The organism is Prevotella sp. E13-27, from assembly GCF_023217965.1.
Classification (GTDB): Bacteria; Bacteroidota; Bacteroidia; order Bacteroidales; family Bacteroidaceae; genus Prevotella.
In genome coordinates, this window is sequence record NZ_JALPSC010000002.1 from 461807 (window position 1) to 486454 (window position 24648).

Consider the following 24648-nt stretch of genomic DNA (forward strand, 5'->3'; position numbering starts at 1 on the left):
ACCAAATATTAACCGTAAAAACAAATTTTATGAAAAAACAGCTGAAACTACTGGTGATTGCGCTTGCTGCTTCGCCTGCAATAATGGCTCAGGAGATTGACTCTCTGGCTGTTGACGTGCAAGGCGAAGAGGCTTACACTTTCACAGAGTCGCAGTTGGGCGAAGATGATGGGTCTACACAGGGCTTCTCAATCATTTCCTCCAACCGTAATGTTTATGCCAGCGAAGTTGGTTATCGGTTCAGTGCTGCAAGGTTTAAATATCGTGCGTACAATTCGAAGTACAACGATATTTACATCAATGGCAATCCCGTTAACGACGTGGAGCGTGGCGAATTCCGCTATTCGTTCATTGGCGGATTGAACAATCAGACACGTGCCAAGGAAGCATCGTTGCCTTTTGAGGACAACAGCTACATGATGACAGGCATGGCTGGTTCAAACAACTACAACTTCCGTCCGTCAAGTTTTGCTACTGGACAGCGCATTTCGCTTGCTGGTGCCAACCGCAACTACAATGCACGTGCTATGTACACCTATAACTCTGGCGTTACAGAGAAAGGATGGGCGTTTACAGGTGCCCTTACATATCGTTGGGGTAATGGACTTGGAGCGGTAGATGGTACATTCTACAATTCATTGAGCTATTTCCTCGGTATTGAGAAGATTCTCAATGAAAACCACACCATCTCACTCGTTACATGGGGTAACCCAACTGAGCGCGGACAGCAGATTGCTGCTACAGACGAGATGTACTGGATTGCTAACGACAATCAGTATAACCCTGCATGGGGCTATCAGGACGGAAAGAAACGTAATTCGCGTACTGTTAAGGACTATGCTCCTGCTGCCCTGTTTACATGGGACTGGAAGATTAATGACAAGACGAACCTTGTCACCACACTTCTTGGCAAATATGCCATGTATAGCTCAACCCGTTTGAACTACAACAACTCTACCAACCCTGCTCCAGATTACTATTCTGGCATGCCAAGTGCATTCTATGACGTCTGGGCTCCCTTTGAAGGCGACCGTGATGCAGCAGCTTTGGCTAACTGGCAGACGGCATACGACTACCTGAGCATAAAGGAGAATCGTCAGGTGCAATGGGATCGCTTGTACTTCGCTAACCGTATGGTTTCATTACAGGGAGGCGACGCTATGTATTATCTGCAGCGCTATCATGACGACCAGTTGTCAATAAGTCTTGCTTCAAACCTTGAGAAGGTGCTTTCAGATGTTACCATATTGCATGGCGGAATCCACCTTTCAACAAACAAGGGCATGCACTATCAGACAATGGATGATTTGCTTGGAGCAAAATACTTCCACAATGTCAATACTTATGTTGTAAAGAACTATGGCGAGACTTCTCAGGAGGCTCAGTATGACCTGAATAATCCTAATAAGGTTGTTGGTAAGGGCGACCGTTTCGGCTATGATTACAATATCCTTGTAAACAAAGCGCAACTCTGGGGTGGCTTCTCTACAGATGTTGATGACACCCATGTATTCGTCAATGGTCGTATCGCCGGCTTAACAATGCAGAGAGATGGTAAGATGCGTAGCGGCTTGGCTCCCAATAACTCTTATGGAAAGAGCGGTACAGCCACTTTCCTCGAGGGTGGAGTGAAGTATGGTGCAATGACTAATCTTGGCAAAGGCCACTCATTCTCTATGGGTTTGAACTACGAAGTGAAAGCGCCCACGGCACGCACTTCTTTTCAGGCAGCACAGGTGAGCAACGACTTCGTGAAGGACCTTACCCACGAGAAGATCTTCTCAGCTGAGATGGGCTATCGTTGGCAGACATCTTGGATGAAGGCTAATCTGAATGCCTACTACAGCTATCTCACCGATGTTACTGAGCAGAACATGTACTACATGGACAACGCAAACTCATTTGTATATGTTACTGTTTCTGGCATTGAGAAAGTCTATTATGGATTGGAACTCGGCATAGACTTCAAACTTACTGATTGGCTTGACCTGAAGGCTCTCGGTACTATTAGTGATGCCAAATATGATAATAATGCCAAAATTACTTTCTGGGAGTCAACCAAGGGTACAACTGATAATGATGAGCTCTATAACAAGGGCATGCATGAGGGTTGTACTCCTCTGACGGCTGGTAGCCTTGACTTTAGCATTCACACTCGCGGCTGGTATATCGACCTTATTGGCAACTACTATGACCGCATCTATCTGTATTATACACCAGTGACACGTTTGGGCAGAAACTTCCCCATGAACAATAGCGGTACAGGAAAAGACCTTTCATTACTTCCTGACCAGGCTAAGGGTAAGGGTGGTTTCATGCTCGATGCATCTATCGGAAGAACTTTCTTCTTGAATAAAGGTCGTCGTCTCGGCTTCAACCTCATGCTTACCAACATCCTGAATAATCAGAAGCTTGTTTTTGGCGGACGTGAGCAGAGCCGTGTTGACCTCGATCAGGAAGGCAAGACTTTCCGCACCTACTCGTTCCAGAATAACCCCTACAAGTTCTATGCTCAGGGTATAAATGGTATGTTCATGATTAATTATCAATTCTAATCCCCCTAACGACTTATGAAGACTATCAAATATTTTGCAATGGCAATTGCCTGTGTGGCTTTCGCTGCCTGTCAGGGTGACTGGGATGAACCAACCACCTCTCCCTATGGCAACAGCAGCATCAATGATGAGAACATAATTACAATAGCTCAGTTGAAGGCCGACTATCCTAATGTCTTTGCTTCAAGTGATCAGAATGTGAAGATTGACAAGGATATTAAGATTAAGGGCCGAGTGACTGGCAATGATATTGGCAGCAACCTCTACAAGCAGTTTACCCTGCAGGATGAGACTGGAGCCATTATCGTGGCTGTCAACCAGAGCGGCATGCACGGATTCCTGGCCGAGGGGCAGGAGATTGTCATCGACCTGAAGGACCTTTACATCGGCGGCTATGGCAAGCAGCCCGAGATAGGACAGCCCTACAACGGCACCTCCATCGGTCGCATGAACAAGGAACTGTTCCAGCAGCACTTCAAGTACACAGGCAGCATCGATGCCAACGCCATCCAGCCCATAGACTTCGATGTTGACATGGACAAGGATGCCAACTGCGGCAAGCTGGTCACACTGAAGAACGTGTCCTTCGCACTGGTTGCCGGACTTGGAACCTTCGCCCCCGACTCCGCACTGGACAAGACCGTCACCATCAAGGCCGGTTGCGTGAACCGTGCCTTGAACGAGTATTCTGCCAGCGACCTCGTGGTTCGAACCAGCACCTACGCTAAGTTCGCTGCTAAGAAGTTGCCTATTGACGAAGCCACTGGCAAGCCGCTGAAGTGCAACATCACTGGCATTGCCACACGCTATGCCAGCGGCAATAAGGACACATGGCAGATTCTTATTCGTAAGGAGAGCGACATAGAGATTATTAAGTAATTATCAAGAAACTAAAAACAGATTAATAATATGAAGAAATTATTTAAAAGTTTGATGATTGTGGCTATGACAGCCATGACATTCACAGCCTGTCAGGATGTGCCAGCACCATATGAACTTCCTGGTACAGGTGCAAACAAGCCAGATGAAGGGGGAGTAGAAGTAGAAGGTGCTACTGGTGATGGCACATTGGCATCTCCTTTCAATGCAGCAGCTGCTACGAATGTAGCATTGAAGCTTGAATCGGGTGCTGTTAGTGAGCAGGCTTATTTTATTAAAGGAAAGGTTGTTTCTATTGCTACAGACAAGAACGATAACGTGCTGAATTTTGATCAGGGCACTTATGGTAATGCATCATTCTATATCTCTGATGATGGTTCAGCTACTAATCAGTTCTATTGCTATCGTGTCCTTTATCTCGGCAACAAGAAGTGGACAAGTGGCGATGGCGATATTCTGAAAGTAGGCGATGATGTTATCGTTTATGCAAAGCTGACTCTGTTTAATGGCAAGACACCTGAGACCGTTCAGAATGAGGGCTTCATTTATTCACTTAATGGTGTAAGCAAGGGTGGAGTTCCTGAGGAAGGTAATAAGCCATCTGACCATTCTACACTTGAGAAGCCTTATACTGTTTCCGAAGCAGTTGCTGCTGGTTCAGGTAACGAATATGTTAAGGGCTTCATCGTTGGTAGCGTTGAGGGACAGGTTCTTTCTTCAGGCGCTCATTTCTCAACTGAGAATGCGGTTGCAACAAACATCATGCTTGCTGCTTCTGCTGATGAGACTGATGTAACCAAGGTGATGGTCGTACAGCTTCCAAATGGAACTGATATTCGTACAAAACTCAACCTCAAGGATAATGCTGGAAACCTTGGCAAGGAGGTTGTCCTCTATGGTAGCATAGAGAATTATTTTGGCCAGATGGGTTTGAAGTCTGTCACCTTTGCTGTTCTCGATGGCGTTGAGATTGGAACGAAGCCAGGTAGTGATCCTGCTCCAAGTGGCGATGTACAGACTGTTACAGTTTCTCAGTTCAACGATGCTGCTGAGAGTACCTCTGTTTGGTATCAGCTTACAGGTACAATAAGCAACTTGAAAGCTGGTGACAAGTATGGAAACTTCGACCTTACCGACGCTACTGGTTCTGTTTATGTTTATGGTGTCCTTTCAACTAAGGGTGGTGCAAAGCAGAAGTTCCAGGAACTGGTTACTGCTCATAATATTCAGAATGGTACAACGATTACTATCATTGGTAACCGTGGCTCTTATAATGGGAAGATTGAAGTTGTGAACGCTTACTTCGTTAGTGCACAGAACTAAGCATCTGGCGTAAAAAATTATAAATAGCAATAAAAAAGGGTGGTTGACTAAATAGTAATGTCAATCATCCTTTTTTTGTGGAGTTTTACTATTGTTCAATCTCTTGAATATAGTTTCGCCGTAAGTGCACCGCTAATGTTATGCCAAACGCTGAATATGGCACCAGGAATGGTGGCAAGCGGATAGGCTGCGAAATGAAGAACAGCAAGTGATGAGGCGAGACCAGAGTTCTGCATGCCGACCTCTATGCTTACTGCCACGCATTTTGCGCGTTCAAGTTTCAGCAAGCGTCCTATAAGGAAGCCTATTGTAAGTCCTAAGACGTTGTGAAGCATCACCACAAGAATGACCAGCATGCCACCAACCAAGAGCCTTGTGGCATTGTGTGACACTATTATTCCTACAACCAGCGCTATGACTACTGATGAGAAGGCCGGCAGATAGGGAACGACGCTTCGCGTAAGACTTGGCAAGAAGCGCTGACAGAACAGTCCAGCTATGATGGGAGCTATGATGACATAGACTATGCTCATTAGCATGCCCATGGTATCTACATCAACCATTGTTCCTGCAAGCAGCCAGACGAGTAGGGGAGTCATCACTGGTGCTAACAGAGTTGACGTAGCTGTCATGCCAACGGATAGCGCCAAATCGCCTTTGGCAAGATAAGTGATGACGTTTGATGCTGTGCCTCCTGGACAACAGCCTACAAGTATCACGCCGAGAGCCAGCTCCTTTGGTAATGAGAATGCCCAAGCCAATGTCCATGCCAATAGCGGCATTACGGTAAACTGTGCCAGGCATCCGAAGAGAATGTCTTTCGGACGGCTGAGCACTATTTTGAAGTCTTGTGGGGCAAGGGTCAGTCCCATGCCGAACATTATAACACCAAGCATAGGATTTATAGCCCATGTGTCAACCCAAATAAAAGAAGAAGGTACTGCCAGCGAGACTACAGCTACTAACAGTACCATCACGCCCATCCATCGGGCTATGAAATCACATATTGTCTTCATTGAATCTTTGGATATTTGCGTGTCCATCCATCCCAGCGCAGACGCATGACGCCGAAGAAGGCTTCGCTGAATATGCCACCCGACATCTTTGACGTTCCTTCGCGTCGGTTGACGAAGATCACGGGCACCTCCTTAATCTTAAAGCCAATCTTATAGGCGGTGAACTTCATTTCTATCTGGAAGGCATAGCCCTTGAAGCGAATCTTGTCGAGCTCAATGGTCTGAAGCACGCGGCGCTTGTAGCACTTGAAGCCGGCAGTAGTGTCGTGGACGGTGAAGCCAGTCACTATGCGCACATATTTTGATGCGAAATATGACATGAGCACGCGACCTATAGGCCAGTTAACAACATTCACACCGCTAATGTAGCGTGAACCGATGGCTACGTCGTAACCCTCGTCGGCGCAGGCACTATAGAGGCGTGGCAGGTCGTTAGGATCGTGACTGAAGTCGGCATCCATCTCGAAGATGTATTCATAGTTGCGATCCAAGGCCCATTTGAAACCTGTGATATAGGCTGTGCCAAGACCTAGCTTTCCGCTACGTTCCACAATGAACAGACGGTCGGCAAACTCTGTCGCCATCAGTCCTTTCACAATCTGGGCTGTGCCGTCGGGAGAGCCGTCGTCAATGATAAGTATGTGAAAACACTTCTCCAATCCGAACACGGCACGGATTATTTTCTCTATGTTCTCCTTCTCATTATAAGTGGGAATGATTACGATGCTGTCGCTTGCGTTCATTTTTATATATCCTAATACTTGCTTGTTATTTTTATGTGTGTCCTATTTCGTTATCTCGGTTATAGCCTCTCCTACGCATGCATTAGGCTGCTGTATGTGTAGCAGTTGGCATACTGTTGGGGCTATATCGGTGATATGTACCTCGCGTGATGTTGCTCCATGAGGCACTTTCCATCCCATGAATAGCAGGGGGATATGCGAGTCATATGGGTTCCATGCGCCGTGGGTTGTGCCTACTGGCGACGACCATGAGCCGTAGTCGTAGTAACCAGGGTCCACAACAAAGTATATGTCTCCTGAGCGGCGAGGGTGATAGCCCTTTATTATTCTGTCGCGAACGGCAGGGTGCATGGTTGTCTTTGCCAACTCTTCATAGTCGGCTGCAAAGCTGATGTTTGGCGATGAAATGAGATGGTTTAATATGACTTTCTTCACATCCTCAAGTTCGAGTCCCTGTTCTTCTATTGCCTTGTGGTTAAGGAATACGCGGTAGTCGAGAATGTCGTTGATGACAGGCTTCAGCTCTTTGTGAGCTGCCTTGCTTACTACTTTTTCCAGCTCTGCTTTTATCTGTTCGGTCAGCGATTGACCGGCGTTGATTTTGTGGTCTTGCATGAACTTATAGTTATGTGCAGCTCCATGATCGGCTGTGAGGAATAGCAGATAGTTTTCTTTTCCCACTTGTGCGTCAAGAGCATTGAACAGTCTTGCCAGATCTTTGTCGAGTTGCAGATAAGCCTCGTCGGTATTTTCGCCGCGAGTACTCCATTTGTGACCAATGACGTCGGTCTGTGAGTAGCTCACGCAGAGCATATCGGTAGCCTCACCATTGCCGAGCTTCTCGTTCTGCAGGGCAGCTATGGCCATGTCGGTGGTAATGGTGCCACAAAGATATGACAGACCAATTTTATCGCCATGCTTAACCACCTCTTTGTTCTTTGCTATCTGTTTGTTTATGTCCTTTGCCCATTGTGGCAGTTCCTGCATGTAATATGTGCTTGAGATGAAGCAGATGGGGCTGGCTTTTGTGTCAAGCCAGTAGGCAGCATTAGCTGAGTGGCCGGCAGGCAGAATGGCGCCACGGTCCTTATAGGATACTCCTATGACTTTCGACTTGAAGTCTGTGTGCAGGCGCAGCTGGTCGCCAATAGTGGTTGCCAGGAGGTTGCGTGGCGACTCTTTGCCATTCTCTGTGTTGCTACCCACCGTCTCCACATTGTCGTCTTGTGTGCAGTATGTCTTCTTTCCGTCAATATAGAACGTGTTGCCGCAGATGCCGTGAAGGGCTGGGGTGGAGCCTGTGTAGGCTGATGAGTGGCCTATGGCTGTGATTGTAGGCACATAGTTTATGAGGCAGTTGTTACATGAATAGCCTTCGTTAATCAAACGGCGGAAGCCACCATCTGTGAACTGGTTGTAATAACGGTCCAGATAGTCCCAGCGCATCTGATCAACCACTATGCCTACTACTAACTTAGGCTTTTCACCAAAAAAGGCCTGCGCATAGGTGTTCATAGCACAGGCCAGTATTGTTGCAAAAACAAATAGTTTCTTCATGCAAAACGTTTTTTCTTTATTGGTAGGATAGACTCTGCAATCTTTCCTTATTTAGCTTCCTCCATGTCGCCTTCTATGTATAGGCGAGTCATCTCTATTGCACCATTGGTGCGCACGGTGATGCTCTTCTTGAAGTGACCGGGGAACTTGCCTGTACCATTGTAAGTCACCTTTATCTCGCCCTTTTCGCCTGGCTGGATAGGAGTCTTAGTGTATTCGGGCACGGTGCATCCGCAAGAAGCTACTGCCTGATTTACAACCAGTGGCTGTTCACCAACGTTTGTGAAACTGAAGACACAGCTCACTACAGGGTTCTTCTCTGAGAAAGTGCCGAAGTTATGTGTCACTTTGTCGAACTTTATCTCTGCTGGTTTCTGAGCCAAAGCCATGGTCATGCAACCAAGCAGCATCACGGTCATAAGTAAAATCTTCTTCATAATGGGGTAATGGTTTTAATTACTTCGAGCAAAGTTAGTCATTTTGATATTTATAATGTGGATTGCAAGGCATATTTTATACTTTTTTAATTTAAAAACACTTTAATCGCCATTGAAACAATCGTTTTGCTAACTACTTCTTTATCAGTTTATAGTATTCTGTAGCGCCCAAAAGGAAGCATCCTGTGCCGTAGTCTTCGAAGTCGGGAATCTTGTCGTAGCTTAATGGCTGACCTGCCGAGGGGTCTTTGCCTGTGCCCTGCATCCATCCCAAGAATCCGTCTGGGTGAACAGCGTCTTTCACCATAGCTGTCCAAGCGCGGTCGCAGACGGGCAGGTATACCTTCTCTTTTAGGAAGCCCTGTCGAATGCCCCATGCCATGCCGTAGAGGAAGAGGGCTGTGCCTGACGTTTCTTTCATCTCGTAGTTAGTAGAGACAAGACTTGGGTTCCAGAAGCCGTCTTCGCGCTGACATTTGCGAATACCCTCGCTCATGAGCAGGAAGTCTTTCTTCAGTTCCTTGAACTCTTTCGAGCCTCTGGGCAGATAGTCCATGCAGCGCACCAGTGCGGCATACACCCATCCGTTGCCTCGGCTCCAATAGCATTGCTTGCCATCGGGCTCCTTGTATGGAGGCACATAGTCGGCATCGCGCCACCAAAGACCGTCGTCGGTGTTGAACAGTCCCTTCTTCGGATTGCCTTCGCCTCGGCCACACTCGTTGCGACTCCAGCGGTACATCTGCATCGCGTGGTTCAGGTACTTCTTGTCGCCCGTTACTTTATATATCTGCATGTAGAGCGGCATTGCCATCTGGATTGCATCAATCCATGTCCACCAGCCGTAGAGTGAGTTGACAGTCGTCTTGGCCTTTGGCGTGGTGGTCTGTAACTTGGTATTTGGTGTCTGCATCTGGTGATCCAGATTGGCTATTACGTATTGCAGCCCCTTGATCCTCTCATCCCTCACTTTGCCGATGAGCAAATCGACATAGGTCTGTCCGCAGCACTGGTCGTCGGCATCGCAGGTGGTAACACCATTGCGTGGCATCCACTTGTGGAATTCGGCCCAGCGCAGGGCGTAGTTGTAGTAACGCGGTTGCGGGTCGATATATTGCAGCGCCATCAGTCCTTCGTAATAAACGGCACGTGTCCAGAGACTGCTCGGACGAATCTTCTTCACATTCGTAGGAACCGTGGGGTCTTCATATTTCTTCATGAAATAGTCGTTAGCCTTTCGGGCCACTGATAATACTTCGTCGGCTGTGGTCTGTGCATTTGTGCTTAGTGCCATAAGTGCCAGGCACCATGTGATTAGTTTCTTCATTTTGTGTTTGTTGCTTAATTGTTTTGCAAAGATACTCATTTTCCTCGAGATATACAAGCGATAACACAAAAATATAAGTATATTTTAACTCGAAAAGCGTTCTTATTAAACTCTGAGAGCGTTTAGTAAGAATGCTCCGAGCGTTTGGTAAGAACGCTTCTGGTTTTTTTCGACGACCGATTTTGCATCAAACGCATGTTTCTTCATCGAAAACTGCTGCTTTTGCATCGTTTTTTATGGTTTTTAGGGCCTAAAACTGTAATGATTTGTGCCTTTTAGAGGATTTGAAATCAATAGAGTGATGTGGCTGGTTTTTGTAAGTCGCTGATTATCTGTTCTTTAGGCATTTTGATCTATGCAAGCGTTTCAGCGTTTCAGTTGTTTCAGTTGGTATTTTGATGATGCATATTTTATTTATATAATATGTAACTTATTAATAATTAGTTAGTTATAAGCTTTAAAAGGTGATAATGCTGTATGTGTGACCCTTTGAAATCTCACTGAAACGCTGAAACGCGAAACGCTGACTTGTTTCTTCTTTTTCTCTACGAATGCACAGCGGAACCGACCCTATTGTGCACTTTTTCGGTCGTTTCTTTGTTTGACAATAATTATTTTGTATCTTTGCCTGCAGAAACAAGTATCTGTATGCCAAGAAAACAAAGAGAGAAGAGTGGAACAGGAATATATCATGTGATGATGCGCGGCATCAATCACCAAGATATTTTTGAGGACAAGGGAGACTATTGGAAGTTCCTGAAGCTACTGCGTATGCAGACGCATCCGGAGGACAATACAGGTAAGCCGCTGCCTGCCCATTGTATCGTATATGCCTACTGTTTAATGTCGAACCACGTGCACCTGTTGGTACGGGAACTGGAGGAAGGGCTAGTTCCACCCATTAAGAGTATCGCCATTTCCTATGCACAGTATTTCAACTACAAATACGAGCATTCTGGTCAGGTTTTCCAGGACCGTTTCAAGAGCGAGCCAGTCAACGATATGGCATATTTCCTGACGCTGATGAGGTATATCCACCAGAATCCTGTGGCAGCAGGCATCACCTCAACGGTTGGCAGCTATACGTGGAGTAGTTGGTGTGAGTATGACGAGACTAAGACCTGTGCCGTCCCTGTCTGCACCACTCAACACGTACTGGGTCGTATTACGGGGAAAGAACTTGCCGAGTTGGTTAACGATTTGTTACCCAAGGCACTCAACATCCTTGATTTCGACAACGAGATGGAACAGCGTGTAAGCGATGAGAAGTTGCGTCAGTATCTGTCTGAAATCATGGGCGGCGCCAGTGTCTCCACCCTTCAGCATTATGAGAAGGAAGAGCGCAATTGCATCATCAAGCAACTGAAAGACTATGGCGCTAGCATCCGTCAAATCAGTCGCTTGACGGGTGTTAGCTTCGGCATTATCCGCAATATCCAATAAAGTGCACAATAGGGTCGGTTCCGCTGTGCACTCAGCCGATGATGGTCAGCCGATTGTCGGCAATATCGTAACTGATGGGATAGAAGAAAGTACATAAAAAGGTACATAAATGTTTGGAGGTTTGAAATAAATAACGTATCTTTGCAGCCAAAGAATAAAAGATATCGAATTATGACTGCACTAACATTTAGCGATTTCAGAAAGAACATGGCCAGTTCGTTTGACCTTGTAGACGCTGGCGAACATGTATTCATCAACAGGGGTAGCAAGAAAATGTATGCTATCGTGGCTGTGGATGATGATGACCTGACTATTACTCCAGCTATGGCTGCAAAGATAGAGAAAGCCAGAAAGGAGTATAAGGAGGGAAAGGGCGTGTCACTAAAGAGTCACGATGATATTGATAAGTATTTCGAATCTCTGTAATTATGTACGAGGTCAAGGTTTTAGAAGAAGCAGAAAAAGTCATCAAGAAGTGGAAGAAGTCAAACCCACAACTCTTTAAGAAATACCAGAAGCTTTTTCATGAATTAGCAGATCACCCTCGTACAGGTATTGGTCATCCGGAGGCATTAAAAGGTGGCAATGATGTAACTTACTCTCGTCACATTACGGCACATGACCGTATTATCTACGATATCTATGACGAGACGCTAGTCGTATTAGTTATCGAAACAGAGGGACATTACAACGACAAGTAGTATCACAGTATAATCTCCACCCTTGCCAGGAGCAGACGGCAAGGGTGGAGCGTTTTATATAAGAGAGACTTTCAGCCGATGATGGTCAGCCGATTGTCGGCAATATCGTAAATAAACAGGGCGAGAGAAGGAAAATGAAGCCGTAAAAAACTTTGTGGTTAGAAGAAAAAACGATAAATATTTGGCAATTTCATGAATAATAGCTATCTTTGCCATCGAAATGACGGCATGTTGCTATCATGTTGTAGGTAAATATAAATAGTTATGGCACAATCGGCAGTTACGGTCAGAATGGATTCTGAAATGAAAACGCAGTTCGATGCTCTCTGCGAGCAGTTTGGTATGAGTGCTAATACGGCATTTAATATCTTCGTGAAAGCGGTGATAAGAAGTCGTAGCATTCCATTTGCTATCAAAGGTTCGCCTAGTGCGCTGGACTTGTTTATGCAGCAAAGAAATGCTGCGGAGTTGAGTAATGAGCCAGAACTCTCGCTTGATGAAATTAACGAGGAGATTCGTGCAGCAAGGACTGAAATGCGTAAAAAGAAAGGTGTAAAGGCATGATTTATGCAGTTATTGATACCAACGTGCTGGTATCGGCCCTTATTACTCACAATTCGCTGTCGGCAACAGCAAAGATTGTGAGAATGATGCTTGATGGTGAGTTTACACCATTGTATGAAAGCGGCATCATTGAAGAATATCAGGAGGTGCTGCATCGGGCGAAGTTCAAATTAGTGCCTGGCGTTGCTGATGCGCTAATTTCGTTTATTAAGGAACATGGAATTGAGACTTCACGGACAGCCTTTCTGGAGTCTATGCCTGATGAAGATGATCGTGTGTTCTATGAAGTGTCTTTGAGTGTTGATGAGTCTTTTCTTGTTACTGGCAATTTCAAACATTATCCTAAGACGCCTAAGGTCATAAGTCCAGCCGACTTCATAAAACTGATAACGGATTGAAGGAATAATTACACATTTCCCAGATACACATTAGTTATGCCTTCTTCCTCAGCAATACGCTTGGCTTCCTTGAGGGTGTGCAGAGGAGTGGGCGGTATGTCCTGCATCTTGTAGCGAGGGAAGAAACGGGTGAAGTGCAGGGGAGCATTGGCTAAGTGGTTTTCTTTCAGCCAGCGACACATCTGGCGTATCATGTCCATATCATCGTTCACTCCAGGAATAAGGAGGTTGGTGATTTCCAGCCAAACTCCAGCATCGCGCATAGCCACGATAGTGTCAAGGACAGGCTGCAGATAACCACCGCTGACATGCATGTAGATGTCGTCGCTGAATGATTTGAGATCTACATTGGCGGCATCGATATAGGGCAGCAGGTCTTGGAGGGGCTGCTGACAGACATAGCCCGCCGTTACGAGGATATTCCAAAGTCCTGCCTCATGAGCCAGCCGGGCACAGTCCGTGATATATTCTATATAGGTGAGTGGCTCTGTGTAGGTATAGGCAATGCCAGGACAATGGTGCTTTTGGCAGAGGGCTACGAGTGCCTCTGGCGACAGGTCGTAGTGGGGAACATCTGATGGTGATGCCTGGGAGATGTCGTGATTCTGACAGTTCAGACAACGGAAGTTACAGCCTGTGCAGGCAAGAGAAAGACACTCGGTGCCTGGATGGAAATGGTAGAGTGGCTTTTTCTCAATGGGGTCGATGGCCAGAGAACAGGGTAGGGCATAGACCTCACTAAAAAGCACGCCGCCCTCGTTGCGACGACTGCGACAGAGTCCTGTCTTGCCATCAGCAATATGGCAATGGTGCGGACAGAGCGTGCACTCCACCCGTCCGTTATCCAAACGCTTATAATACTTACACTCGAAATAATTCACCGCATCTATTTTTTTTACCACGAATTATACGAATTAAACGAATTAGGCTGCGCATCTATATCGTGGTCGTTAAAAAACTATTGCTTCGTAAACATATAGTTCCGCATCGCGCCAGCCTTCCCATCCAAGACCTGCCTTGTCCTGAGAACAATGCCCCACGAACTCCTCCTTGGTCCAGTTCACCTCATCTGCTACCTGTGGAAGGAACGTGCCGCTTCTATGTCCTTTCTTTATATAGATGCCGTGACGGTGAAGCTCGAACTCGTCAAGACTATTGATGCGACGCATGGGGGTGAGCACGGAAATCTCAATATCTATGTCGTCGAGCTCTTCCTTTGTCACAGGCATGAAACGTGGGTCTTCAAAGGCAGCAGCACGAGCCATCTCTGCCACTATCTCATGGAGGGGATAATCCTCGCCGAAGTGACCAATGCACCCACGAAGTCTGCCGTGTTTATGAAGAGAGACGAAGGCACCACACTTCTGATTTAGTGTAGAGTTCTTCGCAAGCGAAGCGTCGCTTCGCGCCGAGCGGAGAGTGTAGAGTTTAGAGTTTCTTGCCTTGCAAGCGTCCAAAGGCCGAGCGGCTACCGCTATCTGCTTACCATCGAGAGAATCCTTGATGCTTTGCAGGGCGATGTCTTTTAGGAGCTTCTTATCTGCATCAGAAAGGGTGAAACTTGTGCTGTCTTCTCGAAGAATGGCAAACGAATGATAGCCAACGACTCTGCTGTGATTATGGTCATCGATATCACCTGAGTTCTGATACATGATATGCTTAACGGAATAGTTGGCGTCGAGCATCATCATCAAAGTTATGATGGCAAACTCGCCACAGGCACTGGTTGCCAGGTTGGGTATGCCTCGATGGGCATTGGCCTCAATGGTCTTGATAAACTCTTCCACATCGCCCGTCTCAACGGCTTTGCCTGTTATGGCATCTACTTTGCAGGCATCATCATAAGCGGGATAGTGAGAGAAGTCGCTGCTGATGACAAAGAGGTTCTCATCCGTGAAATAGGGCTTAAGCACCTCGGCCATCCGCTTTAGCTTGTGATAGTCGTTAGTAGATATAATAATAGGTACGATGGGAGGCACATCTTTAGTTGAGAGCGAGGAGTAAAGTGTGAAGAATCTTTGCAGGAACGGCAACTGTACCTCTAAACAATGTTCGCGGTCATGGGCAGAGCGCTTGTATGTGAACACACTATCGGCATCCAAGAGCTGCTGAGCCATATCATGGTCCACCTTCACTTGTCCCAAGGGAGTGGCATAGTAGTCGGCCTCGATATTGACAGAGGCGCCGTCGAGCCACTCATGATGGCTGGGACCAAGCAGGAAGATGCGTTGATATTTCTTTTTGGCATCCAAAGTCATATAGGCTGACGCGGCCACATTGCCAGAGAAGTAATAGCCTGCATGGGGCACAATGAGTGCCGCAACATTCTGATTTGTTGCTTTATGGCTGTGAAGGGCTAAGAGACTGTCCACTTCTTCTCTCAGTTCCAAAGAATCTCCCGTATAGAAACGGTTTGCCTGAGTGGCAGGGCGCACCACAGGCTCGCGTGTTTGTCCTTTGCACGAAGTCATCATGATTAATATTGCTATAAGTGTTAGTAATTTCATGGGGCAAAAATACGAAAAATTGATTAAATACAGTACTTTTGCATGCAGATTTAATATGTTTTGTGATATAAGATGAAGTACTATACAGGTGCCTTTGTGCATTTCTATGTCAACAAGACAAGTGGCACAACCCCGCTTGGGGTTGAATACCCCATGACGCTGGCGCGAGCCATCGTACAAACAAAAAAAGACTCGAAGTTTGAAAGCAAGCTTTCACTTCAAGTCTCTTTCTTCGTGATCCGCTTGGGGTTCGAACCCAAGACCCCAACATTAAAAGTGTTGTGCTCTACCGACTGAGCTAGCGGATCAACCTTAGTGCTTTATCTGAAAAGCGGGTGCAAAGGTAATGCTTTTTTTTGAATAGACCAAATTTTAAAGCGACTTTTTTGCATTGTCCTCTTGAATGGCCTTCTGATAGCATTCGCGACAGAGAGGTTCGTATTCTGAAGTCTCGCCAAGAAGCACGCGACGCTCGTCTTGTATCTTTCTGTGGCTCACATATGCAAGGTTGCCACACTTCACACAGATGGCATGCACTTTCGTTACTTCGTCTGCAATGGCACAGAGGCCAGGCATCGGACCGAAAGGTATGCCTTTGTAGTCCATGTCGAGACCGGCTACTATGACGCGCACGCCTCGGTTTGCCAGTTCGTTGCATACATCGATGAGACCCATGTCAAGGAATTGAGCTTCGTCTATGCCTACAACATCTATGTCGCTTGCCAGTAGTAGGATGGATGCTGACGAGTCGATAGGAGTTGATAATATGTGGTTCTGGTCGTGGCTTACCACATCTTCTTCTGAGTAGCGTACGTCTATTGCAGGCTTGAATATCTCAACCCTTTGTTTCGCGAACTTTGCACGGCGCATGCGGCGTATCAGCTCTTCAGTCTTTCCTGAGAACATGGAGCCGCAAACTACCTCTATTCTTCCAGGGCGATGAGCCTCGCCCGTTAGGTTTGCTGTCATATTGTTTCGGTTTTGAGCACAAAATTACAAATACGTTTTAAAAATTGCAAAGAATTAGGCTGTTTTTTGACTATAATTAAATAATTAGTTACTTTTGCAGACTGTATGGGAATACTATATATAGTACCTACTCCTGTAGGAAATCTGGAAGACATGACCTTCCGCGCCGTGCGTATATTAAAAGAGGTGGATGTCGTTCTGGCTGAGGATACCCGGACATCGGGCATTCTGCTTAAACATTTCGATATTCACAATCATCTCCTTTCGCATCATAAGTTTAACGAGCATTCCACGAGCCAGGCCATTGTTGACCGTTTGCTGGCTGGTCAGAATGTAGCGTTGATAAGCGATGCCGGCACTCCAGGCATCAGCGATCCAGGCTTCTTTCTTGTCCGTGAGGCTGTGAGGGCTGGGGTAGAGGTGCAGACCCTTCCTGGAGCAACGGCTTTCGTTCCTGCTTTGGTGAGCAGCGGACTGCCTTGTGACCGTTTCGCCTTCGAGGGCTTCCTTCCACAGAAGAAGGGACGCCAGACCAAGCTTCAGTCGCTTGTGGCTGAGACTCGCACAATGATTTTCTACGAATCACCTTATCGTGTCGTGAAAACCCTGGAGCAGTTCTCTGAGGTCTTCGGCGCTAATCGTCAGGTTAGTGTGTGCCGCGAGATTTCCAAGATTCATGAAGAGAGCGTTCGTGGCACCCTTGAGGAGGTCATAGCTCATTTCAAGGAGCATGAACCAAAGGGCGAGATTGTCATCGTCCTGGCAGGCGCAGATGAAAAAGAATTACCTAAACAATAATTTAATAATGAGAAAGCTAATTATTTTTGCATTCGTGGCACTTGCCATGACTGCTTGCAAACAGAACAACAACAATGCTGATGAGCACCTTACTCAGCAGCTCGATTCATTGCGTCAGGTTATTGCGCAAAAGGATAATGAGATTAACGATGTCGTTGGCACGTTTAACGATATTGAGCAAGGCTTTCGCGAGATAAGTGAGGCTCAGGGACGTGTTACCGTTGCTCAGTCTGGTGAAGGCTCCATCTCAGCAGACCGTATCCGTGAGAACATGCAGTTCATCCAGAGCACTATGCAGCAGAACCGCGAGCTTATTAATAAATTGCGCTTACGGCTTCGTGAGAGCACTATTAATAGCGAACAGTTGAAGCGCACTATCGACAATCTCACCCGTCAGTTGGAAGAGAAGGATGCTCAGCTGCGTAGCCTCCGTGAAGAACTTCTCGCAAAAGAGATACATATCGTGGAGCTCGATGAGACCATAGCTGGCTTGAGTGAAGATGTGTCTTCGCTTCGTGAAGAGAGCAGCGCAAAGTCTGAGACTATAAACTCTCAGGACCAGAAGCTCAATCAGGCGTGGTTTGTCTTCGGAACAAAGAAGGAGCTGAAGGAACAGAAGATTCTTGTTGACGGTAAGGTGCTTCAGGACAACTTCAACAAGAGCTACTTTACACAGATTGACATCCGCGTGGATAAGGAGATAAAACTCTATTCTCGCGATGCTGAGATTCTTACGTCTCATCCGGCAGGCAGCTATTCTCTCACTCGCGATGCCAACAAGCAGTATGTGCTCCGCATCACTCGTCCTGAGACGTTTTGGAGCACCAGCAAGTACTTGGTTGTTCTTGTGAAGTAGTAATCCTTATACATTAATATATTATAAGAGGACGTGTCATAATTAACCACAACGGATTTCACGGATTAAACGGATTTTCTAAGTTACTGATTATCAGTAGGGCTTAAATCCGTAAAATCCGCGAAATCCGTTGTTTTTAATTAAATCTTGTGTTTTGACACACTCTCTTTTTTTCTGACTCTTTACGAATAATCGAGTTCTACTCGCTTTGCTCGTCGAAGAAATCTGACAAATAAAAACAAATCAAACAATATAGATTTGACAGATTTGGGAAGATTTGAAAGATTTCTGCCCCAAAGGGCACTAAAAAAGTTGCCTATAAGTAATATTAAACAATTGTAAAAAGTCGTGATTGGGGTTTAATGTGTAAATATACTTATAATTTGCAAGCGTTTTTTGATGTTTCGTAAAAAAATGATAGTAATTTTGCACGTTTTTTGCAAAAAATGTATTGAAATCCATGAAAAAGTATTAACTTTGCAAACTGATTGTGTGTTTCCGCACTAAAAATTGTTACGTTTAAGTAATTTTACAGAGGTATTGAACAAGTTATTGTATAAAATTGACAAAATAGTATTTATGGAGAAAAGACTAACAGCGTTTTTGGTCGGTTTGATCTTAACCATTGGAACTGTATTTGCTCAGGATAGCAGAATAACAGGTACAGTCATCTCACATGAAGATGGAGAGCCTGTTATCGGTGCTTCCGTACTTATCAGTGGAACCAAAAACAAAGGAACCGTCACAAACATTGATGGTAAGTTTACGCTAAGTGTTGCACCTGGCGCAAAGCTGAAGATTAGTGCAATAGGCATGAAAACACAGACCGTTGTAGCAAAGAACGGCATGAAAGTCGTATTGTCTGTTGATGAAGCAACAAGCCTCGACGAGGTCGTCGTTACTGGTATGCAGAAGATGGATAAACGTCTGTTTACCGGTTCTACAACAAAGATTGATGCTGAAAAGACAAAGCTCGATGGTGTTGCCGATATCTCTCGCTCTCTTGAGGGACGTGCTGCAGGTGTCAGCGTTCAGAACGTGTCTGGTACATTCGGTACAGCACCAAAGATTCGTGTCCGTGGTGCTACTTCTATCTATGGTTCATCAAAACCTCTGTGGGTTGTCGATGGTGTTATCATGGAAGATGTAACCGAAGTTGATGCCGACGCTCTTTCTTCTGGTGATGCTACCACGCTGATTTCCAGCGCTATTGCGGGCTTGAATGCAGACGATATTGAGTCGTTCCAGATTCTGAAGGACGGTTCTGCCACCTCTATATATGGTGCGCGCGCGATGGCAGGTGTGATTGTTGTTACCACAAAGCGTGGTAAGGCAGGTACCTCAAAGATTAGCTATACTGGTGAATACACCATGCGCTTGAAGCCAAGCTACTCTACGTTCAACATCATGAACTCTCAGGAGCAGATGAGTGTGTTCCGTGAGATGCAGAACAACGGCTTCCTGTCATTCATGAGCAGCTATCGTGCAAGCTCAAGCGGCGTATATGGTAAGATGTATCACCTCATGAACGAGTATGACCCTTCAACAGGTGACTTCAAGCTTGCCAACACTCAGGAGGCTATGAACAACTACCTGCGCGAGGCTGAGTATCGTAATACAGACTGGTTTGACGAGCTGTTTAAGAATAGCATCCAGCACAACCACTCTATATCTCTTACATCAGGTACAGACAAGGCTCAGTACTATGCATCGTTCTCTATGATGCAGGATCCAGGTTGGACTGAGCGCAGCAAGGTGGAGCGTTATACTGCTAACATCAATGCGAACTATAATCTGAACAAGAAGGTCTCTCTGAACCTTATCGGCAACACCGCTTATCGTAAGCAGGAGGCTCCTGGTACCGTAGGTCGTGAGACCGATGTGGTGTCGGGTGAGGTTAAGCGTGATTTCGATATCAACCCATACTCATACGCAATCAACAGTTCTCGTACTCTTGATCCAAATGAGTATTATATTCGTAACTATGCACCTTTCAACATTCATCACGAGCTTGAGAACAACTACATGCAGCTTGACGTTGTTGATATGAAGTTCCAGGCTGAACTGAAGTACAAGCCAGTTCGCACCGTTGAGCTGAGCGCCCTTGGTGCATATAAGTACTCTACAACTACTCAGCAGCACTTTATTACTGAGACTTCTAACCAGGCAATGGCTTTCCGCATGATGGACGATGCTACCATGCGTAATTCTAACCCTTGGCTCTATACAGACCCTGACGTTTTGAATGCACTCCCTGAGACTGTGTTGAGCAAGGGTGGCTTCCAGAAGGAAACAGTCTATAAGATGAATTCATGGGACTTCCGTGCTACCGTAAGCTACAATGACGTGTTCTTTGAGGATCACATTGTCAACGCATATGGCGGTATGGAAATAAATGATGTTGTCCGTAGCTCTTCTACCAATACTAAGGTTGGCGTGCTCTATGACATGGGTCAGCTTGGCAGCTATGACTACAAGTACTTCAAGCAGGCAAAAGAGGAGAACAATATCTATTATGCTCTGAGAAATGGCTATAGCCGTGAGGCTTCGTTCTTCGGTACTGCAACCTACTCATGGAAAGGACGCTATACTGTTAACGGAACAGTACGTTACGAAGGTAGTAACCGTCTTGGTAAGGCTACTAGCGCACGTTGGCTTCCCACATGGAACGTGTCAGCAGCATGGAACGCACATGAGGAGCCTTGGTTTGCCGATATGTTCAAGGATAAGCTGACCAACGCAACTTTCAAAGCCAGCTACTCTCTGACAGGTGACAAGCCTGCTATGACAAACTCGCTCGTCATCATCCAGGCATATAATGCATGGCGTGCTTACTCTACAGATGCAGAGTCGGGTCTTGGTATAGCTGAATTTGCCAACTCATCATTGACATACGAGAAGAAACACGAGCTCAATCTCGGTCTCGCTCTCGGCTTCCTTAACAACCGCATCAACTTCGAGTTTGATTGGTACACACGTAACAACTACGACCTTATCGGTCCTAAGCGTTCAACTGGTGTAGGCGGTGAGATTGTGAAGAAACCTAACGTTGCTTCAATGAAGTCACATGGTGAAGAGTTCTCGCTGACCACGAAGAACATTATGACCAAGGATTTCGACTGGACAACAGATATTATCTATTCTCATACATACTGTGAGGTGACCGAATTCGATTCTCGTAACCGTGTCATCGACCTCATCACTGGTAACGGCTTCACTGAGAAGGGCTATCCTTATCGTTCGTTGTTCTCAATGAACTTCCAGGGCTTGAATGCTAATGGTCTGCCTACATTTATCAATGAGAATGGTGAGAAGACTACCAGCGATATTGACTTCCAGTCTTACGATACACAGTATCTCGTTTATGAAGGTCCTACAGATCCAACTGTTACAGGTTCATTCGGTAACATGTTCCGTTATAAGAACTGGCACTTGAACGTCTTCATTACCTATTCTTTCGGAAATGTAGTTCGCCTTGATCCTCGATTTGCTGTGTCTTACTCAGACCTGACAGCAATGCCTCGTGAGTTCGCTAACCGCTGGGAGGTTCCTGGTGACGAGAAACTTACCAACGTTCCTGCAATGGCTGACCTTCGTCAGATTCAGAACGACTCTTATCTGGGTTATGCATACAATGCATATAACTATTCTACAGAGCGTATTGCAAAGGGTGACTTCATCCGCATGAAGGAGATCTCTCTTGCTTATGACTTCCCTAAGGACTGGGTACAGCCATTGGGCCTTTCAAACATGAGCATGAAGCTCCAGGCTACCAACCCATTCCTTATCTATGCTGATAAGAAACTCAACGGACAGGATCCTGAGTTCTTTAACTCTGGTGGTGTGGCAGTGCCTATGGCTAAGCAGTTTACTTTCACACTTCGCTTAGGAATCTAATTGACATTAACTGTTGAACATTGTAAAAAAAGAAATAAGAAAAATATGATAAAGTCATTAGTATATAAATTAGGTGTGTTAGGGGTAGGCCTGTTTGCATTGACATCCTGCAATGACTACCTTGACAAGCTGCCCGATGACCGCGCTGAGTTGAACTCTAAGGAGAAGATTACTCAGTTGCTTTTGGAGGCTTATCCATCGGTGACAAACAACCTTATTCACGAGATGTTGTCAGACAATGTCGATGACAATGGCCGCAGCTATTCGTCACCAATTCTTTGTGAGGAGCTCTACCGTTTCAAGGATCCTACTGAGGAGAGTTCTGATAGCCCTTACGATGTTTGGGAGGGATTCTATCGTTCTGTAGCTGTGTGCAACCAGGCACTCGATGCTATCAATGAACTTGGTAATCCTTCAAGCATGATTGGCGATGTTGCTGAAGCAAAGATCGTCCGTGCATACAGCATGTTCCAGCTTGCTAACACTTTCTGCATGGCATGGGATCCTACCAAGGCTGACGAATATCCTGGACTTCCTTATCCTTTGATTCCTGAGCAGGATATCAATACTCACTATGAGCGTGGCACTCTGCGTCAGCTCTACGAGGCAATCAACAAGGATATTGAAGAAGCCTTGGCAAACATTAATGAGGCAAATGCAAGATATAAGCAGCCCAAGTATCACTTCAACACTAAGGCCGCATACGCTTTTGCCGCACGCTTCAACCTCTATTACATGCAGTATGACAAGGCTGTGAAGTATGCTTCAGAAGTGCTGGGAGACAATCCTGCCGCAATGTTGCGCGACTATGAGCCATACCGTAACTTGGGTCGTCAGGACTTCGGTAATCAGTGGATACGTTCTGATCAGGACTGCAACCTGATTCTCATCAACTCATACACCCGTAGCTGCCGTTATCTGGCAAGCAGTGGTAGCAATGCCCGTTTCAACCATAATCAGACAATGGCAAGTTATGAGACATACTGGGTGGAAGGCCCTTGGGGTAATGGTTCAAGCAAAAACTCTATCATCTATGCAAACAAGCTCTATGGCACCGACCAGTGTGTTGCCTATCCATCATACGACGAGCAGTTTGAATATTCTGATAAAGTTGCCGGCATTGGCTATGCACATGCTGTTGATCCAGTGTTCACTGGCGACTTGACCATTCTTGAGCGTGCTGAGGCATACGCACTCTTAGGCCAGTTGAACAACGCCGTTAACGACATCAACACTTGGCTTAGCACCCACTGTAAGGACAAAGTAGAAGATGGTACAATCGTAGCTCCAGCTCCAGCACCTCTGACTGTTGCTTCTATTACATCTTTCATTGCCGATTCTAAGAATGGTCTTGACTATGCAAAGCGTACTCCCGACAGCTGGCGTGACCGTTCAATGAGAAAGCACATGCATCCACAGGGCTTCACTGTTGCTGCTGGCGATATGGAGAATGTGCTTCAGATGATTCTTCATCTTAAGCGTATTGAGAGCCAGTGCCACGGCCTCCGTTTCATGGACCTGAAGCGCTATGGTATTGAGTTCACCCACCTTGTAAAGGGTGAGGACCCACTGGTGTTCATTGCTGGTGACCTTCGCGGTGCTGTTCAGTTGCCAAATACTGTTATTACAGCAGGACTCCCTGGCAACGCCCGCATGACTAAGGAGCAGATTGATGCTTATATTGAGAGCACAAAGTCTGAATATATTAATCCAGATGATGATGAATAAACATTCATATTAAAAGAGAACATTTATGAAAATCAAAAATATAAGCATTTCGCTGTCGCTGGCTTTAACGCTGGGTCTGTGCAGCTGTTCCGATGAAGCTCTTGATTCAAAGAGCGTATTTGACAGTGTGTCATTGCCTGAGAAGACTGCGTTTGACAACTGGCTGGAGACTAACTATCGCCAGACTTACAACATATCGTTCAGATATAATTATATCGACAATGAGTCTGACCTTGCTTACAACGTCATTCCTGCCGATTTGGACAAGTCGAAGGCTCTTGCCATACTCGTAAAGCATGTGTGGCTCGATGCCTATGCAGAGGCAATCAGTCCTGAGTTCGTAAAGACTTACGTTCCACGTATCATTCAGCTCACAGGTTCCTACAAGTGGAACGCTAACGGTTCTCAGGTGCTGGGTACTGCCGAGGGTGGCTTGAAGGTTATGCTCTATGGCGTCAACGAGCTTGACATCGATAATCCTCGTATCAACACAACAAATCCATACGAGAGCCATCAGGTTAAGCCCATTGACATGAACTACTGGTTTTTCCACACCATGCACCATGAGTTCTGCCACATCCTCACACAGAAGAAGGAGTATGATACATCTTTCCGCTCCATCTCTGCAGCTACCTATCATGCTACTGACTGGATCAACCTTGAGGACAAGAAAGTTGCCAGGGAAGGTTTCGTTACCAGCTATGCTTCCAGTGAGTATAATGAGGATTTCGCAGAAATCTATGCTACCTATGTAACTAACACTGCTGCAGGTTGGCAGCTGATTCTCGATCAGGCTGGTACCTCTGGTACAGCAATCCTTAATCAGAAGCTGAGCCTGATGAAGAAATACTTCAAGGATAATTGGAATCTCGATCTCGACGACATGCGCGCTGTAGTGCTTCGTCGTTCTGCCGAGTCAATGACACTTGATTTGCGTACACTTAAATAAT

At 46.0% G+C, this 24648-nt stretch carries 21 protein-coding genes and 1 tRNA gene; 13 read left to right on the forward strand and 9 right to left on the reverse strand.

The features are described from left to right. The first annotated feature begins 29 nt into the window (after positions 1–29). Genes M1L52_RS10805 through M1L52_RS10815 form a run of 3 tightly spaced genes read left to right on the forward strand, consistent with a single transcriptional unit; the run spans position 30 to position 4757 of the window. Positions 30–2555: an outer membrane beta-barrel family protein gene (locus tag M1L52_RS10805; RefSeq protein ID WP_248615003.1), complete on the forward strand. Its 2526-nt coding sequence runs from the start codon at positions 30–32 to the stop codon at positions 2553–2555. Between the two features lie 15 nt (positions 2556–2570). Further along, complete coding sequence (locus M1L52_RS10810; RefSeq protein ID WP_248615004.1) at positions 2571–3434, forward strand: DUF5689 domain-containing protein; 864 nt, start codon at positions 2571–2573, stop codon at positions 3432–3434. Between the two features lie 30 nt (positions 3435–3464). After that, complete coding sequence (locus M1L52_RS10815; RefSeq protein ID WP_248615005.1) at positions 3465–4757, forward strand: DUF6359 domain-containing protein; 1293 nt, start codon at positions 3465–3467, stop codon at positions 4755–4757. A gap of 95 nt (positions 4758–4852) precedes the next feature. Here M1L52_RS10815 and M1L52_RS10820 read toward each other — a convergent pair whose 3' ends face one another. From M1L52_RS10820 to M1L52_RS10840, 5 genes are all read right to left on the reverse strand, one after another. After that, complete coding sequence (locus M1L52_RS10820; RefSeq protein WP_248615006.1) at positions 4853–5773, reverse strand: bile acid:sodium symporter family protein; 921 nt, start codon at positions 5771–5773, stop codon at positions 4853–4855. Then, positions 5770–6516 carry a polyprenol monophosphomannose synthase gene (locus M1L52_RS10825; RefSeq protein ID WP_248615007.1) on the reverse strand — a complete coding sequence of 249 codons (747 nt, stop codon included), beginning with the start codon at positions 6514–6516 and terminating at the stop codon, positions 5770–5772. Before M1L52_RS10825 ends, M1L52_RS10820 begins: the two co-directional genes overlap by 4 nt. A 42-nt stretch (positions 6517–6558) precedes the next feature. Next, positions 6559–8073 (reverse strand): alkaline phosphatase family protein, encoded by a 1515-nt coding sequence (locus M1L52_RS10830; protein WP_248615009.1) that lies wholly within the window; start codon positions 8071–8073, stop codon positions 6559–6561. A 47-nt stretch (positions 8074–8120) separates the two neighbouring features. Next, a complete protein-coding gene (locus tag M1L52_RS10835; RefSeq protein WP_248615010.1) occupies positions 8121–8510 on the reverse strand; it encodes a DUF1573 domain-containing protein in 390 nt (129 codons plus the stop codon). A 133-nt stretch (positions 8511–8643) separates the two neighbouring features. Further along, positions 8644–9837 (reverse strand): glycoside hydrolase family 88 protein, encoded by a 1194-nt coding sequence (locus M1L52_RS10840; protein ID WP_248615012.1) that lies wholly within the window; start codon positions 9835–9837, stop codon positions 8644–8646. 648 nt (positions 9838–10485) lie between these two features. Here M1L52_RS10840 and M1L52_RS10845 point away from each other — a divergent pair. The 5 genes from M1L52_RS10845 (at position 10486) to M1L52_RS10865 (ending at position 12943) form a co-directional block, all read left to right on the forward strand. After that, entirely contained in the window at positions 10486–11280 is a 795-nt protein-coding gene (locus tag M1L52_RS10845; protein WP_248615014.1) for a transposase, read from the forward strand. Positions 11281–11451: 171 nt separating this feature from the next. Further along, positions 11452–11706 (forward strand): type II toxin-antitoxin system Phd/YefM family antitoxin, encoded by a 255-nt coding sequence (locus M1L52_RS10850; RefSeq protein WP_248615015.1) that lies wholly within the window; start codon positions 11452–11454, stop codon positions 11704–11706. Then, positions 11706–11981 (forward strand): Txe/YoeB family addiction module toxin, encoded by a 276-nt coding sequence (locus M1L52_RS10855; protein WP_317231500.1) that lies wholly within the window; start codon positions 11706–11708, stop codon positions 11979–11981. The genes M1L52_RS10850 and M1L52_RS10855 overlap by 1 nt, the downstream gene beginning before the upstream one ends. A 264-nt stretch (positions 11982–12245) precedes the next feature. After that, positions 12246–12545, forward strand: coding sequence for a type II toxin-antitoxin system RelB/DinJ family antitoxin (locus tag M1L52_RS10860; protein ID WP_248615017.1), 300 nt, complete (start codon positions 12246–12248; stop codon positions 12543–12545). Next, positions 12542–12943, forward strand: a complete 402-nt coding sequence (locus tag M1L52_RS10865; protein ID WP_248615019.1) for a putative toxin-antitoxin system toxin component, PIN family — start codon at positions 12542–12544, stop codon at positions 12941–12943. The genes M1L52_RS10860 and M1L52_RS10865 overlap by 4 nt, the downstream gene beginning before the upstream one ends. Before the next feature lie 8 nt (positions 12944–12951). Here the strand turns inward: M1L52_RS10865 and amrS are convergent, their stop codons facing one another. The 4 genes from amrS to M1L52_RS10885 form a co-directional block, all read right to left on the reverse strand. Then, a complete protein-coding gene (amrS, locus tag M1L52_RS10870; RefSeq protein ID WP_248615020.1) occupies positions 12952–13824 on the reverse strand; it encodes an AmmeMemoRadiSam system radical SAM enzyme in 873 nt (290 codons plus the stop codon). A gap of 69 nt (positions 13825–13893) precedes the next feature. Continuing rightward, complete coding sequence (amrB, locus tag M1L52_RS10875) at positions 13894–15450, reverse strand: AmmeMemoRadiSam system protein B (protein WP_248615022.1); 1557 nt, start codon at positions 15448–15450, stop codon at positions 13894–13896. 235 nt (positions 15451–15685) lie between these two features. Then, positions 15686–15758 (reverse strand) — tRNA-Lys (locus tag M1L52_RS10880). A gap of 64 nt (positions 15759–15822) precedes the next feature. Continuing rightward, positions 15823–16419, reverse strand: a complete 597-nt coding sequence (locus tag M1L52_RS10885; protein WP_248615023.1) for a thymidine kinase — start codon at positions 16417–16419, stop codon at positions 15823–15825. A gap of 105 nt (positions 16420–16524) precedes the next feature. On the opposite strand from M1L52_RS10885, the gene rsmI reads away from it, so the two are divergent. From rsmI to M1L52_RS10910, 5 genes are all read left to right on the forward strand, one after another. Next, positions 16525–17217, forward strand: a complete 693-nt coding sequence (gene rsmI, locus M1L52_RS10890; RefSeq protein ID WP_248615024.1) for a 16S rRNA (cytidine(1402)-2'-O)-methyltransferase — start codon at positions 16525–16527, stop codon at positions 17215–17217. A gap of 7 nt (positions 17218–17224) precedes the next feature. After that, positions 17225–18073, forward strand: coding sequence for a hypothetical protein (locus M1L52_RS10895; RefSeq protein WP_248615025.1), 849 nt, complete (start codon positions 17225–17227; stop codon positions 18071–18073). A 579-nt stretch (positions 18074–18652) separates the two neighbouring features. Beyond that, a complete protein-coding gene (locus tag M1L52_RS10900) occupies positions 18653–21970 on the forward strand; it encodes a SusC/RagA family TonB-linked outer membrane protein (RefSeq protein ID WP_248615026.1) in 3318 nt (1105 codons plus the stop codon). Between the two features lie 45 nt (positions 21971–22015). After that, entirely contained in the window at positions 22016–23698 is a 1683-nt protein-coding gene (locus tag M1L52_RS10905; RefSeq protein WP_248615028.1) for a RagB/SusD family nutrient uptake outer membrane protein, read from the forward strand. A gap of 25 nt (positions 23699–23723) precedes the next feature. Continuing rightward, positions 23724–24647, forward strand: a complete 924-nt coding sequence (locus M1L52_RS10910; RefSeq protein WP_248615029.1) for a putative zinc-binding metallopeptidase — start codon at positions 23724–23726, stop codon at positions 24645–24647. Position 24648 lies beyond the last annotated feature (1 nt).